This window comes from Xanthomonas prunicola, assembly GCF_025266575.1.
GTDB classification, from domain to species: Bacteria; Pseudomonadota; Gammaproteobacteria; order Xanthomonadales; family Xanthomonadaceae; genus Xanthomonas; species Xanthomonas prunicola.
This window is the reverse complement of record NZ_CP096142.1, coordinates 2,302,675-2,316,876: the sequence shown is the minus strand read 5'-3', so window position 1 is coordinate 2,316,876 and position 14,202 is coordinate 2,302,675. Positions and strand designations below refer to the sequence as shown.

15 protein-coding genes are annotated in these 14,202 nt (G+C 64.5%); 8 read left to right on the top strand and 7 right to left on the bottom strand.

Translation table 11 applies throughout. The features are described from left to right. The first annotated feature begins 47 nt into the window (after positions 1 to 47). The 3 genes from M0D43_RS10005 (at position 48) to M0D43_RS09995 (ending at position 1,653) form a co-directional block, all read left to right on the top strand. Positions 48 to 668: a TetR/AcrR family transcriptional regulator gene (locus tag M0D43_RS10005; protein ID WP_252164497.1), complete on the top strand. Its 621-nt coding sequence runs from the start codon at positions 48 to 50 to the stop codon at positions 666 to 668. An 86-nt stretch (positions 669 to 754) separates the two neighbouring features. Then, positions 755 to 1,129 (top strand): hypothetical protein, encoded by a 375-nt coding sequence (locus M0D43_RS10000; protein WP_017156918.1) that lies wholly within the window; start codon positions 755 to 757, stop codon positions 1,127 to 1,129. Continuing rightward, the gene (locus M0D43_RS09995; protein WP_252164496.1) at positions 1,126 to 1,653 is read left to right on the top strand and encodes an RES family NAD+ phosphorylase; all 528 of its coding nucleotides are present in this window, start codon (positions 1,126 to 1,128) and stop codon (positions 1,651 to 1,653) included. Before M0D43_RS10000 ends, M0D43_RS09995 begins: the two co-directional genes overlap by 4 nt. A 322-nt stretch (positions 1,654 to 1,975) precedes the next feature. Here M0D43_RS09995 and M0D43_RS09990 read toward each other — a convergent pair whose 3' ends face one another. From M0D43_RS09990 to M0D43_RS09975, 4 genes are all read right to left on the bottom strand, one after another. Further along, a complete protein-coding gene (locus M0D43_RS09990) occupies positions 1,976 to 2,311 on the bottom strand; it encodes a DUF3325 domain-containing protein (protein ID WP_252164495.1) in 336 nt (111 codons plus the stop codon). Next, a complete protein-coding gene (locus M0D43_RS09985; RefSeq protein WP_252164494.1) occupies positions 2,308 to 3,924 on the bottom strand; it encodes a PepSY-associated TM helix domain-containing protein in 1,617 nt (538 codons plus the stop codon). Before M0D43_RS09985 ends, M0D43_RS09990 begins: the two co-directional genes overlap by 4 nt. Next, on the bottom strand, positions 3,921 to 4,232 hold the full coding sequence (locus tag M0D43_RS09980) for a DUF3649 domain-containing protein (protein WP_252164493.1): 312 nt from the start codon (positions 4,230 to 4,232) through the stop codon (positions 3,921 to 3,923). Before M0D43_RS09980 ends, M0D43_RS09985 begins: the two co-directional genes overlap by 4 nt. Before the next feature lie 191 nt (positions 4,233 to 4,423). After that, the gene (locus tag M0D43_RS09975; RefSeq protein WP_252164492.1) at positions 4,424 to 5,068 is read right to left on the bottom strand and encodes a DUF4198 domain-containing protein; all 645 of its coding nucleotides are present in this window, start codon (positions 5,066 to 5,068) and stop codon (positions 4,424 to 4,426) included. Positions 5,069 to 5,349: 281 nt separating this feature from the next. On the opposite strand from M0D43_RS09975, the gene M0D43_RS09970 reads away from it, so the two are divergent. Together M0D43_RS09970 and M0D43_RS09965 are read left to right on the top strand one after the other, a co-directional pair. After that, a complete protein-coding gene (locus M0D43_RS09970) occupies positions 5,350 to 5,868 on the top strand; it encodes a c-type cytochrome (protein WP_101364564.1) in 519 nt (172 codons plus the stop codon). Between the two features lie 278 nt (positions 5,869 to 6,146). Then, positions 6,147 to 7,865 carry an ExeM/NucH family extracellular endonuclease gene (locus M0D43_RS09965; protein ID WP_252164491.1) on the top strand — a complete coding sequence of 573 codons (1,719 nt, stop codon included), beginning with the start codon at positions 6,147 to 6,149 and terminating at the stop codon, positions 7,863 to 7,865. Positions 7,866 to 7,943: 78 nt separating this feature from the next. Here M0D43_RS09965 and M0D43_RS09960 read toward each other — a convergent pair whose 3' ends face one another. After that, complete coding sequence (locus M0D43_RS09960; protein ID WP_252164490.1) at positions 7,944 to 8,345, bottom strand: MerC domain-containing protein; 402 nt, start codon at positions 8,343 to 8,345, stop codon at positions 7,944 to 7,946. Between the two features lie 61 nt (positions 8,346 to 8,406). Between M0D43_RS09960 and M0D43_RS09955 the strand changes: the two genes are divergently transcribed. Continuing rightward, positions 8,407 to 9,732 carry a GTP-binding protein gene (locus tag M0D43_RS09955; RefSeq protein WP_252164489.1) on the top strand — a complete coding sequence of 442 codons (1,326 nt, stop codon included), beginning with the start codon at positions 8,407 to 8,409 and terminating at the stop codon, positions 9,730 to 9,732. Between the two features lie 121 nt (positions 9,733 to 9,853). Here the strand turns inward: M0D43_RS09955 and xopR are convergent, their stop codons facing one another. Both xopR and M0D43_RS09945 read right to left on the bottom strand, forming a co-directional pair. Beyond that, positions 9,854 to 11,188, bottom strand: a complete 1,335-nt coding sequence (xopR, locus tag M0D43_RS09950; protein WP_286365601.1) for a type III secretion system effector protein XopR — start codon at positions 11,186 to 11,188, stop codon at positions 9,854 to 9,856. A gap of 98 nt (positions 11,189 to 11,286) precedes the next feature. Next, a complete protein-coding gene (locus M0D43_RS09945; protein WP_252164487.1) occupies positions 11,287 to 12,162 on the bottom strand; it encodes an EamA family transporter in 876 nt (291 codons plus the stop codon). Between the two features lie 66 nt (positions 12,163 to 12,228). Here M0D43_RS09945 and M0D43_RS09940 point away from each other — a divergent pair, with 66 nt between their 5' ends. Next, on the top strand, positions 12,229 to 12,891 hold the full coding sequence (locus M0D43_RS09940; RefSeq protein ID WP_260808181.1) for an alpha/beta hydrolase: 663 nt from the start codon (positions 12,229 to 12,231) through the stop codon (positions 12,889 to 12,891). 78 nt (positions 12,892 to 12,969) lie between these two features. Continuing rightward, complete coding sequence (gene zapE, locus M0D43_RS09935; protein ID WP_260808180.1) at positions 12,970 to 14,064, top strand: cell division protein ZapE; 1,095 nt, start codon at positions 12,970 to 12,972, stop codon at positions 14,062 to 14,064. The last annotated feature ends 138 nt before the right edge of the window (positions 14,065 to 14,202 follow it).

Here is a 14,202-nt window from a genome sequence, read left to right as displayed (position 1 = left end):
AACGAAAAAGTGAACTAAAATTCAACTATTGAATCCAGAATCACACCATGGCTTATCGACGCTCCGCTCTGATGGAAGAACGCCTGGCCGGCAACCGCGAACGCATCCTGCATGCGGCCCGCGTCTTGATTGCCGAAGGCGGCTACCGCAATGCACCGGTGACCGCGGTGGCGGCCGCGGCGGGTGTTTCAACCGGGCAGATTTATCGGCATTTCCCATCAAAAGCTGAACTTTTCGTGGAAGTTCTCGACGAAGCCGTGCAGCGTGAGATGACCATCCTGCGCGCGATCATCGCCACCCAGGCCAGCGCTACCGAGCGCTTGCGCAGCGCGATCGCGACCTTCGTGCGGCGCGCCTTGGCCGGCCCGGCGCTGGCATACGCCTTTATTGCCGAGCCGGTGGAGAGCGAGGTGGACGCCGAGCGTATCCGTGGCCGGCGCCTGTTCGGCGAGGTCTTTCGCCAGCTGCTTGCCGAGGGCGTGGCGGCTGGGGAATTCCCGCAGCAGTCGCTGGATGCCGCCGCAGCCTGCATCGTCGGCGCGTTTACCGAAGCCTTGGTCGGGCCGATCGCCCCGAGTCGTGGCGATCGGCAACAAGGCGAGCAACTGGTCGAGGCGATCTGCGGCTTCTGCCTGCGCGCGGTGGGCGCAGCGCAAACGATCCGCTGACAGCGCGCTGACTGTGTACCCCCATGTGCCACTTAGTTGCGTCTAACTGTGCATATACTGTGCACTCATCTTGCCGGAGTCGCGCGATGGTCGCCGTCCTCAACCCCCTGGCCCTGACCGAACGCTTGCGCGTGCCGGACCGGACCATCCTGTCGCCGTCGGCCATGGCCGGCCTGCTAGACCTGTCGCAACAAGAGCTGGCCGAGTTGGCAGGCGTGCACCGCAACAGCCTACGCGTGCATCCGGAAAGCCCGCGCGTGCAGGACCTGCTGCGCAATCTGTCGCGCCTGCTGGTGGCGATGGCGCAGGTGCAGCCGGACGAGCGCCAGGTGGTGTTCCACCTTAAGAACACGCCCATCCCCGCGTTCGAATTCGCCACCTTGCTGGAAGTGGTCAAGCAGGGGCGCACCGATGATGCGCTGACCTATCTGCGCACGGTCGCCGCGGGGGCGGCCGGTTGAAGCTGAGCGCCCCGGCGCACTGCACGCTCTATCGCGCCTTCACTCCGCGCTGGGCCGCCGAACCGCTGAGCGGCGCAGGTGCGGCGCGCTCGGGCGGCCGCTTCAATCGATTCGGCCAGCCGGCGTTGTATTTGTCGCTGCAACTGGAAACCGCTGCCGCCGAATATGCACAGGCCGCCCCGTTCCTGCCGCCATTGACGCTGGTCAGTTATGCCGCCGATCTGCCGGCGCTGGCTGATCTGCGTCTGCTCGACGCCAGCTGGGATGCGTTGTGGGCCGACTGGGCTGACGACTGGCGCAAGGCGCTGGTCAACAAGATCGAACCAGTGAGCTGGGTGCTCGGTGACCTGCTACGCGACGCAGAGATCCCCGGCGTGATCTTCCCGAGCATGGCGCGGCCCGAAGGCGTCAACGTGGTGCTGTTTCTGGACATGCTCCAGCCCGAGCGCGTGCTGCTGGTGCTCGACGATGGCCGTCTGCCGCGCGATGGCCGTAGTTGGGGCGATCCGCCGACGGTGGTGTAACTGGGGACGCGCCGACGGGTGCGCTCACGTTTCGCGCGTCACTCGACATCGGTATCGCGAACGTCACGGCACGTGCTTGCGGCGAAAACTCACTGCGCAGCAAAGAGGATCTCAACCCCAGCACTGCACCAGACGCGGGTCGCCATCCAGAAACGCCACTGACGGAAACCGGCGCATGCGTCCATCGATGATCAAGGTCATCGCATCTCGCGTTAGCTCGGCGATCCCGTCCGCCAGTGATGCGTGCTCTTCATCCCGGTCATTGCCGCTGGATACGCATGCAAACGCACGCAGTACATCGCCGACGTGCAGCCCCCCAGTTTCAACCCACCAACACCTGCACCACACCCGCTAGCACCGGCGCGGCCACCGCGGCCGGCACGATCGCGCCACGCCGATATGGCAACAGCCACAGCGACAGCACCGCTGCAGCCCCGGTCAACGTGCCCAGCCACAGCACCGGGCCGATGCCCCAGCCCTGCGCATGCACCGCCAAGCCGAACGTCGCCAATAGCAAGAACCAACCCAGCACACGCAGTTGCCGGGAGCGTGCAGCGCCCAACAGGCGGCCGCGCAACTCCTGCTGATGCTTGTCCATCGCCAGGCACAGCGCAGCAAAGCCGGAAAAATTCAGTGCCAGCAATAGCAGCACGCTCATGCGCTTTCCTGGATCGGCGCGGTGTGCTGCACAGGCGTTGCGGCAGCGGCATGGACGCGCCGCGCCGACGCAGGCTGCGAAGCTTTCCAGCGCTGCAGGCGAAAGCCGGTAATGCCCAGGCAGAGACCAAGAAACAGGCAGACTAGATCCACGCCCGCCAGCGCCCATTGCCCGGCCGGCAGCGTCACGCCTAGATGCTTATCGGTGGTGATCGCATTGAGCACCGGCACCAGTGCGAACAACGCTGCGCCCAGATACAACTGCCAACTCCACATTGCACGCCGCGGCCACACGAAGGCGGCCAGCAGCGCCGTGGCCCACGCAGCGAAAAACAGATTGGCCTCCATCGCTGCGCGGGCTTCCAGGTTCACCGGCAACACGCGGTTGGCCCAGAAGAAACTGGCGAAGGCGATCGGTAAGCCGGCCACCGTGCCGATGTTGAGTGCGTCCACCAGGCGCAGGCCGAAGCCGATGCGTCCGGCTTTCAGATGCTTAGGGCGTTCTTTCACAGCCCACATCACCACACCGCTGGCCACCATCAGGCAGCCCAGCAGGCCAGAGCCGAAGAACAATGCGCGTAGCCATGCACCGGCGAAGTGGGCCAGATGCAGTCCTACCATCACACCGCGCGTCTGGCTGGCACCGCCCGGCGGGCCGCTGCGTTGCAGGCGCTCGCCATTGACTGCATCGAACAGGATGGACGGCGCATCGGTGGAGAGGTGTTCGGCCAACTGACTTACGCCCACGGCGGCATGCGCATCATTGGGAAAGGACACCGCCACGCTGCCCACATCGCCGCCGCGCCAGTCGCTGCGCGCACGTGCCACGAACTGCTCCAGCGGCAGCATGTGCGCCGGTACCCCGGCCGCCTTACGCGTATCGGCCACACGATTGGCCGCCTCGTCGTAGAAGCGCATTTCATCGCCTGCATAGCGCGCCTTGATGCCCCATGGCAGGTACATAAACATCAAGGTCACGATGCCGGTGTAAGTAATCATCGCGTGGTACGGCAACGCGGTCACCGCGCTGACGTTGTGGAAGTCCAGCCATGACCGCAACCCCTTACCCGGGCGGAAGGTAAAGAAGTCCTTGAAGATTTTCTTGTGCGTGATCACCCCGCTGATGATCGCTACCAGCATGAACATCGCGCAAAAACCCACGATATAGCGCGCCCACACCACCGGCACATAATGCAGATCAAAATGCAGCCGGTAGAAGAATTCGCCGCCCAGCGTGTCGCGAGCGGCGATGTCCTTGCCGGTGGCCGGGTCGATGATGGCATTGCCATACATCTGTCGGCGGCTGGCCGGTTTGCCGTCGGCTGGCGCAGGGTTTTGCCAGTACATGCTCACCACCGGAGTGCGCGTGTCCGGCAAGGTAATGTTCCAGCTCGCTGCATCGGCTGCGTGTGTTTGCAGATACTGCTCGGCGCTGCGCAGCGCAGTGGCGGTGCTCACCGTGGCGGTGGGCAGTTCCGGGCGCATCCAGCGGCTGATTTCGTCGCGGTAATAACTGGCGGTGCCTCCCATGAAGATCAGCAGCAAGACCCAGCCGACCAGCAGCCCGGTCCAGGTGTGCAGCCACGCCATCGACTGGCGAAAGCCCTGTTTCATGCCGCGCTCCGTTGCAGCCACGCGGCCAGCGCAAACATCAGCGCCGCTGGCACCGCAATGCCGGCCCATGCACGCCACGCGCTGGCAGTGGCGAACGCCCAAAGCGGCGCACACGCGCACACCACGATGCCGATCAGCATGCTGGTCAACACCGCTTCACTGCGCGGCATCGGCAATACCAGCGCCAACAGCAGATTGGTCGCGCTGGCGAGCGCGTAGCCGCCGAAGATTGCTGCCAGCGTGCGCGCAAGCACTCCGAGCCAGGGGCGCTTGAACCAGGGCTGCGGCAAGGACGATGCGCTGGACATCAAGCGACCTGCGCGCGCGCGCGTTGAGGCAGGCGACCTGCCGCAGCGCGCAGTTGCCAGACCGGCATCGTTAGCAAACGCAATCGGCCCGCACGCGTGACGCCGGAAGCGCAACCGACGTGTCGCTCCTGCCGCGAGTTGGCACCGGCCACGCCCGGTCGACGATTGCGCGGGAGCAGTGTCGACCACGCTTACTCGGCCAGGAACGTCAGCGTGCTGATGTGATGCACCATCGACACCTGCTTGCCGGCGATCTCGCGCTTCACCGGTTCCTTGTTGGTAGCGACGAGAATGTGGCGGCCGGCACGCAGCTTGGGCAGGGTCACCTGGCCGTTGGCATCGGAGGTCAGCGTCTTCTGCCACTTCTGCGGATCGATCACTGTCACTTCCGCCTTGGGCAGCGGCTTGTTGCGATAAAGCACGGTCAGCGTGTTGCTGTTGGCTGCGGTGGGGACCAGTTCGAAATCGAGCTTTGCTGCCGGGGTGGTACGGCCGGCGCGTGCGTAGTAGCTCACCGTCTCGAAACCGCCGGCTTCCCCCTTCCAAGGTTCAAACACGCTGTCGTCGCTCAACCAGGCATCGCCGCTGCCAGCCAAGGGCGCGGTCAGGAACTCGGTGCCGCGCTGCAGTGGACCGGCCTTGCCGGCAGTGCCGAACACCTTTGGCTTGACCACGCGCTTGATCTCGTCTTCGCCGTGGTCCAGCGCTTCCTGCGCTGGCTCGCCGAAGAAGATGCGCACCGGGCCACTGCTGTCGCGTTCGATCCAGATTTCGTGGGCCTGGGCAGACAAACTGATGCTGGCCAAGGCCAAGCAGGACAGTAGGAAGGATTTCATCGCGGCGATTCCTCAAAGGCGGGACCGGTGAAGCGAGCACCGCGCCACCGTGTTGTTGGGAATGATACGCAATTCCCACAACGGAGACCAATGGGCCGCATGCGGCGCTGCGGCAATTCTCCAACCAACGCGATCATGTGTGCGGACGGAAGCATCGGCGCACCGGGGGCGTAGCGCACATCGCTGCGAAAACTGTCATGCAGGCTGGCCAGACTGGCCTGAACTGTGCTCTATACTCCGGCGCTAGCAGAGGTCTTCGACCAACAGCCAGGGGTGAGCGCGTGCGGAATTACGACCTCGAGTTCCTGAAAAAATTCTCGATGGTGATCGGTTTACTGGTGGTGATCACCCTGGGCCTAATCGCCCTGGCAGCATATTTGCAACGCGCTATCCCCGACGAAGTCTCGCCCACTGCCGCCAAACGCGTCCTGCAACGCATCGCGCCTGCGGGTGCGGTCTATGCGGGCGCTACTGGCGCGTCCGCTCAGGCTGCAGCACAGGCCGCAGCGCTGGCCAAGGCCGCCTCGCAGTCCGCGTACGGCGGCACGACCGATGGCAAGACCATCTTCAACAATCTGTGCACCGCCTGCCACACCACGGGTGTGGGCAAGGCGCCGACGCTGGACCATTCGCATTGGGATGCGCGTATCGCGCAGGGCAAGGACACCTTGTACAAGCACGCCATCGAGGGCTACGCCGGCCCGGATGGCGGCATCATGCCCCCCAAGGGCGGCAACCCGGGGCTTACCGAAGAACAGGTGCGTGCCACCGTCGATTGGATGCTGGGGAATCTGAAGTAAGGTCCTGGCGAGTGGTTGGGCGCTGTGGCTGCGGTGTGACGACTGACGCGGCTCATCGTGCGCCTAGTCCGTTGTCATCGAATGCGCCGCGTGCAGATCGTGGCGCGGGCACGATCTGCATTGCACCAACGCAATGCACTAGCCGTATCTCGTTTTTGTAGCAAGCGCGCCTGGCGGTCATTCCCCATGGTTTGTTAGCCTGCCCCCGCGCCTTCCGTTATCACGCGCCGCCTTCTCGGGCGGCGTTTGCGTTTGATCCACCTCTTTGGAGTCGTTCGATGTCGCGTCGCCCGCTGGTTGTGCTCGGTTTCGTTTGTCTGTGGGCTCCGTTGCTCTGCAGCGCTGCCGACGGTGCAGCGCAACGGCTCTCGATTGCCGATGTGCAAGGGGAGGACAGCCGCAGCCCGTACGACGGCCGCATGGTCGAGGTGGAAGGCGTCATCACCGCCGACACGCGCGTGGGGTTGGCCGGCCTGTTCGTGCAGCAACCCGGTTTCGAACCGCGGCGCTCGCATGGTCTATTCGTCACCGGTGCGGGAAATGCCGAGCTGGCGGTCGGCGACCGCGTGCGCATCGTCGGCACCGTGCGCGAGGTCTCGGCAGGCGGCGAGGCGAGCCTGACCACGGTGGACGCCAGCAGCATCGAGCGGCTCGCCAGTGGACAACCGGTCCCGCTGCGTATGCTCAGCGGCCCGCCGGCCAATTGGGAAGCGCTCGAAGGCGAACACGTGCGCATCGCCGCGCTCACGCTCAATGGCAGCGACCGCCTCGACACGTACGGCGAATTGGTCGCCGCGTTCGGTGGGCGCCTGTGGCAGCCAAGCGAAGTGGCCGCAGCCGGCACGCCGGCATTCGCGCAGGTGGAGGCCGACAACGTACGCCGTCGCGTGCTGCTGGACGATGCGCGCAACGGTCGCAGCCCCAAGACAGTGTCGTATCTGCCGACCGATCCGGTGCTGCGCAGCGGCAGCCTGCTCAAATCGGTGGATGGCATCGTCGATCAACGCTACGACGGCAATTACCGTATCCAGGTGCTGAGCCCGCTGACCTTGCCGGCGGTGCCGACCGCCGTTGCGCCGCAGGTGGGTGGCGATCTGCGCATCGCTTCGTTCAACCTGGAGAATTTCTTCAACGGCAATGGCCGCGGCGGTGGCTTCCCGACCAAGCGCGGTGCACGCACGCACGAACAGTTCCAGGCGCAGCTGGCCAAGCTGGTCGCCACCATCGTGCCGCTGGGCGCCGATGTGGCCGCACTGATGGAACTGGAAAACGACGGCAATGGTGCCGATGCGGCCGTTGCGCAGTTGGTGGCCGCGCTCAACGCTGCCGGCAAGGACAAGGATTGGCAGTTCATCGATACCGGCAGCGGCCCGGGCGCCGATGCGATCCGGGTCGGCATCGTGTATCGCAGTTCGCAGGTCACCCCGGTCGGCAAGCCGGCCACGCTGACCGGCGGGCCGTTCGACAATCACAGCCGCGTGCCGCTGGCGCAGGCGTTCCGTAGCGCGCGCGGGGCCACCTTCGTGGTGGTCGCCAATCACTTCAAGTCCAAGGGCTGCGGTAACGCCAGCGGTGCCGATGCCGATCAGCAGGACGGCCAGGCCTGCTGGAACGCCACCCGTACCGAATCGGCCAAGCGGTTACACCAATGGCTGCAGACCGACCCCACCGGCGCGCAGACCAAGCTCGCCGTGCTGCTGGGCGACTTCAATGCCTATGCGATGGAAATGCCGATGCGCAGCCTGCGCGCCAGTGGCTGGCAAGACGCGTTTGCAGTGGCCGGGGTGAAGCAGCCTTACAGCTTCGTTTACAACGGCATGAGTGGGCGGCTGGATCACGCGCTGCTCAGCCCGGCGATGGCCAAGCAACTCCGTGGCGCGGTCGAATGGCATGTCAATGCCGATGTCATGGACGAGGCTGGCTATGCCAAGCGCAACCTGCCCGGGCCGTGGCGCAGCTCCGATCACGACCCAGTGTTGCTGGGCTTTTCGTTGTAGCCCCCATCGGTCATCACCTGCATGCGCGTGTTCACAACCTGCCCGTGCAAGCGGCTCCGGCAGACGTCGCCGTAGCGGTCATTGATCGTGCCGTTCGCGCGCGCACCCGCTATGTCGGCGACGCAGGCGCAGATTGAGCAGATGCGTGCTGGCCAGCAGCAGGCTGCCGGTGACCGTGATCGGTGTTTCCAGCGCGTCGCCGGCCAGACCGCTCGCACCGAGCGCCAACCCGGTTAGCCCGCAAAGCGCCAGTACCCAGACCGGCGCCGGCAGCGCGTGCCGGCGGTGCGTGCTCCACAGCGCGTAGCTGCTTAGGGGCACCGCTGCCATCGCGAACACCACATGGACCCATTCGGCCCGGCTCCAGGCACCCAGCAGCGGCAGCGTGGCCGCCAGCAGCGGCAGGGCAAGGCAATGCAACAGGCATAACCCCGACAAGGCGATGGCCGAGCTATCCAGCAAGGAGGCGGTGGCGCGCATGTGGGATGTTCCGTCGAGCAAGTGTTATATAGTAACACTTCACTTCAGCCAGGCTTTCAGGATGTCCCTGTCTCCCAAGCGCGATTCGCGCCTCCCCGTCACCGTGTTGTCCGGCTTTCTGGGTGCGGGCAAGACCACCTTGCTCAACCGCATCCTGCATAACCGCGACGGCCTGCGTGTGGCGGTGATCGTCAACGACATGAGCGAGGTCAACATCGATGCGCAGCTGGTGCGCGAGGGCGGCGCGGCCTTGCGGCGCACCGAAGAGACACTGGTGGAATTCAGTAACGGCTGCATCTGCTGCACGCTGCGCGACGATCTGCTGCAGGAAGTGCGCCGACTCGCAGAGCAGGGTCGCTACGACTATCTGCTGATCGAATCGACCGGCATCGCCGAGCCGATGCCGGTGGCCGCTACCTTCGCGGTGCGCGACGCCGACGGTTTCAGCCTGTCGGACATCGCTCGGCTCGACACCATGGTGACGGTAGTGGACGGCAGCCGTTTTCTGGAGGACTTCGGCTCGGCCGCAACACTGGCCGAACTCGGCCAGCAAGCCGGCCCCGACGATACACGCGGGCTGGTGCAGTTGCTGGGCGAACAGGTGGAATTCGCCGATGTGCTGGTCATCAGCAAATGCGATCGTATCGATGCGCAGCAGTTACAGCGCCTGCGCGCAGTGCTGCGTGCGCTCAACCGCGAAGCGGCGATTGTGGATGCCGCGCATGGCGAAGTGCCGCTGCAGCAGCTGCTCGACACCGGGCGTTTCGATTTCACCCGTGCGCAGCTGGCGCCGGGCTGGATGCAGGAACTGCGCGGTCAGCACACGCCGGAAACCGAGGAATATGGCATCAGCAGCTTCGTCTACCGTGCGCGTCGGCCATTTCATCCGCAGCGTTTCGCGCGCATGGTGCATAGCGGTCTGCCGCAGGTGATTCGCAGCAAGGGCTTCTTCTGGCTGGCCAGTCGCATGGATTGGGTGGGCGAACTATCCAGTGTGGGCGGCGCCACCCAGACCAACGCAGCCGGTTTCTGGTTTGCTGCGCGCCACCGCGTGGATGCGCAATTGGTTGGCCAGCCGCTGCACACCAGTATTACGCCGTTGCCCTATACCGACCTCGGCTGGCAGCGGCAACAGACGCACTGCTGGACCGCGCCACTGCCGCAACCGCACGAGGTAGGCGATGCCAGCGAATACGCCGCGATGCAGCGGCTATGGCATCCGCTCTGGGGCGACCGTCGTCAGGAGCTGGCAGTGATCGGCGTGGAAATGGACGCTCCGCGCACGCGCGCTGCGCTGGATGCCTGCCTGCTCAGCGACCAGGAACTGCGTCAGGGGCCGGCGCAATGGCAGCTGCTGGACGATCCGTTCCCGCATTGGGAGCGTTGACCGTGGTTACGCTGCCACGCATGTGTAGTCCCTTCGCCCATGCGCTTTTATTGCATCAAGTACATGGGCCCAGGCTGCGATGCGCGTGCAGTGCCACTGCTCCTGGCCGTCAGGATTTTCATTACCAATAACCGTTCTCCATTGAGTCTGCGTGGATTTCTAGTTGCTCCCGCGCAGCATCCTCCAGCTCTCGCGGTGTACTAGGGTCGCTGTCGCTCAGCTGTGGTGCGCCCAGCTGTGCGAGCTGATCATTGATATCCTTGATCATCTGCCGCAACTCAAGCCAGTTTTCGTAACCCTTCATCATGCGTTCCAGACGCTTGAGCTTCCTGTAATCCGCCCCGCTTGCTCGCAGCGAATCAATGCGACGCTGGGCCCTTGCGTAATCCTTGGCGATCAAGTCCATGTTGAGTTCTTTGCCTTCGACGGCCAAGAAGGCCCGCCTATTGGCCTCAATCACCCTGTTTTGGACAACGCTCACACGACTGGTCGTCTGCTGCGGTGGGTTGATCTTTTCCATAGGGGCAAGCGCCACAAGCATTCTGTCGAGCTGGATGTCGCGGATGCCATTACGTTGGTTGATGAGTACCTGACGCGTTTCGAGCAGCTCTCGATCCTCTTCTGTGGGCGTGGGATCTTCACGGCTATCGATCTGATATTTCCGCTGGTGATACGGGACCAATTGCGCATTCAGCCTGTCTAATAGCGTCTTCCGCTTGCTTTGAGTCGGCGAGGACGACGTTGGCGACACACTATACGTTGGCGACACACCGGGTGACACCGGCAATGGGGGCGATTGTTGGAGGCCCGGCTGCCGCAGGCTTGCTCGGTCGGTAACGATGCGGCGCGGCGCCCGCTCTCGCAAGTGATTGCTGCGGTTTTGTTCGTATTCGCTAACCGGCGCGCGACCTGCAGCGCGGGTAGGCTCCATTTTCCGCGGCGCCTGTGTGGGTGTATTGCGTCGATGGGGAGATTGTTGCTGTTGCCATATCTCCCCGTTGCGGCTTGGCCGCACCTGCACGGACTCTCTCGTGCCTGCGGCGGCCACCGCCGCCTGATGCCGTGCTGGGGGTTGCAGCGGAGTGAGGTAGAAGGGAATGCCCATGGAATCTGGCCCTTGCGCGTCGAGCCCGGTTGGCGCCGTCTGCGGTCGCGGAGCGTGCATGTAGACATGGGGTGTGGATGGCCTACCCGGGGTCTGCGTTGCTTCGGTGGTCGGTGAACCCAGGCACATCGAAGGTAGGCGCTTGCGCAGGCTAACTAGCGACTTACGCGCCGACGCGAGCATTCCCCGGGGCGACCTCGAGGTATTGCTCACCGCATTGGTCCTGGGAGCTTGATGCAGCACGTGCGGTGAACATGACTGCGGAGTGGCTGCTGGCACATCGGCAGCAGCTGAGCTGGCTGGTTCTGCAGCGCCGCGATAATAGCTGCGCGAAAGAAAATTCGTGCGCATCACATACTCCTTTCGGACTGTGCATCCATCGTAGCGATCCCATTGCGGTGCCGGAGCCGGGCTGCGAACCGGCGTCGCGTAGGCCGAACGCGTGAGCGTCAACCCAGACGCATCCCCCAGGCAATCGCCGCGATGGCCGGTGCAGCCAATGCCAGCCCCAACCAGCCGCGCAGGCCCAGGCGTTCGGCAAATCCCAACTTGCCGACCAGCGCCCCCAACACGACCACGCCCAGATTCATGCTGGCAAAAACGGTTGCCGGGCTGTGCGGCAGCAGCTGGTGCGCACGCACATAACAGAGGATGTTGCCGAAATTGAGCGCACCCAACAGCACGCCGGCAAGCATGCTGCGGGTGCTCATGCTGGCGCCTCGTGCCCAACGCACGCTCTGCACGCCAAGCATCAGCACGAAGGCCAGCGCAAAACACAACGTCAACGATGTCAGCGAAGGTGTCCCGGCCTGCGCAATGTGCTTGAGCAGCAGGTCGATGAGCGCGAAGCCCATCCACACACTAATCAGCCAGGGCAGGCCGGTTGTGCTTGGCAGCGGATCGGTCGCGACGTGGTGACGGGGGCGTCGCACGATGCACACGATCGCCAACATGCCTAGCGCAAGCCCTGCCAGTTTCCAGCCATTGACCGGTTCGCCGAAAACGGTGAAGGCTGCAGCCAACGAGAGCACCAACGACAAGCGTTGCGCAACATCGGTACGTACGATACCGGCCACCGCGACCGACCGCGCCAGCACCAGGAAGATGGAGGGCAGCGCCACAGCCAACAGCAGCAACGCCAACCAGGGAGCGGTAGTGGAGCGCAGCGTGTCCAGCGCAGGATGCAGGATCAGCCAGGCCAGGAGTGCAGCGGTGGCGTAGTTCCAGGTAATGGCCTGAAACACGTCGATCTGGCGGCGTGGCGCAAGCTTCAAGAGCACCGACACCAGGACACTGCAGATAACGGCAAACAGCAGGAAATGCATGGGCAACGCAACGAAGTGTGCAGGCAGGGCGATGAACGCGGCCGGCGGGGCGGCTATTATGCAGGCATGTCCAATCCCTCATTCCCCACCGAATCGGCTGCGTTGACGCTGGAGGGGCCGGTCGGCCCGCTGGATGTCGCGGTCGATCTGCCCGAGCCGGATGTTGCCGCACAAGCGGTCACCGCCATCTTCTGCCATCCGCTCTCCACCGAGGGCGGCAGCATGCACAACAAGGTCGTCACCATGGCCGCGCGCGCGCTGCGCGAGCTGGGCATCACCGTGGTGCGCTTCAATTTCCGCAGCGTCGGCAATTCGGCGGGCGCGTTCGATCATGGCGATGGCGAGCAGGACGATCTGCGTGCGGTCGCTGGCTGGGTGCGGACGCAGCGCCCGGGCGACACGCTGTGGTTGGGCGGTTTCAGCTTCGGCGCCTACGTGTCGCTGCGTGCTGCCGGATCACTCGAACCGCAGGTGCTGATCTCGATCGCACCGCCGGCCGGGCGCTGGGATTTCAGTGATATCCAGCCGCCGGCGCAGTGGTTGGTGATCCAGGGCGATGCCGACGAGATCGTCGACCCGCAAGCGGTCTACGACTGGCTGGAAACCCTGGAGCAGCAACCCGAGCTGGTGCGCATGCCCGACACCAGCCATTTCTTCCACCGCAAATTGATCGACCTGCGCGGTGCGATCCAGCATGGTGTCCGGCGCTGGTTGCCGGCCGCCGTCTGACCGCGGCACGGCCCCTGCGCATCGCCCGGCGATGCGCTGTTGAGCGGGCCAGGCAGCAGCCGGTCCGCGGAGAATGTAATGAGTGAGATGATCCCGTCGCAGCGCTACGCCGCCGGCGTACAACGCGGCGACTGGCGTGCCGACCCCGCGCAGCTGGCGGCCCTGGCGGAACTAGACCGTATCCACGAAGCGCTGGTGGACGGCGAACAGGACGGTTGGCTGGATCGGTTGTCGGCGTTCTGGAAAAAACCTGAACCGGTACGTGGCCTGTACTTCTGGGGCGGTGTCGGGCGCGGCAAGACCTTTCTGGTCGATCTGTTCTACGACGGCCTGCCGATCAAGCAGAAATACCGCACGCATTTCCACCGCTTCATGCGCGGCGTGCACGAGCAGCTGCGCGAACACGCCGGGCAGAGCGATCCGCTGGCCAGAATCGCGCAGCAGTGGCGCGAGACTCTGCGCGTGCTGGTGCTGGACGAATTCTTCGTCACCGACATCGGCGATGCGATGTTGCTGGCACGCCTGCTCGAACGCCTGTTCGCCGAAGGCGTGACGCTGGTCACCACGTCCAACACCGCGCCGGAAAATCTCTACGCCAACGGATTGCAGCGCGACAGCTTCATGCCGGCGATCGGGTTGCTGCAGAAGTTCTGCGTGGAACTTTACGCAGAAGGCACCGAGGATTACCGCATGCGCGCGCTGACGCGCTCGCCGGTGTACCGCGCGCCGTTGGATGCGAAGGCCGATGCCTGGCTTGCACAGCGGTGGGGCGAGCTGAGCGGTAATGCGGAGGCGCGCGCGGGCAATATCGAAATCGAATCGCGCAAGATTCCGGTGCGCGCGCGTGGCAAGAGCATCGCCTGGTTCGATTTTGTCGCGCTGTGCGAAGGCCCGCGCGGACCCGGCGACTACATCGAGATCGCACGCGAGTTCACCACGGTGTTGGTGGGCGGCATTCCGCACTTCGACCGCATGAACGAAGACGCCGCGCGCCGCTTCGTCAACCTGATCGACGAGCTGTACGACCGCCACGTCAATCTGGTCTGCACTGCGCAAGACGCGCCTCCGGCCTTGTACAGCGGCCAGCGCCTGGCCGGCGCCTTCGAACGCACTGCCTCGCGCCTGATCGAAATGCAGAGCGCGCACTACCTGGCAACGGCGCATCGCGCGTAAGCGGATGATCGGGTAGGCGAGGACCTGTGCGATTGCCACTGCCGTGCATGGGCGGTGGTGGCACTGCGCTGCCGACAGGGCGATCGCTCAGCGCGTCGGCTGACGACGTCATTCGGTGTTGTCGCTAGTACGTCTTTC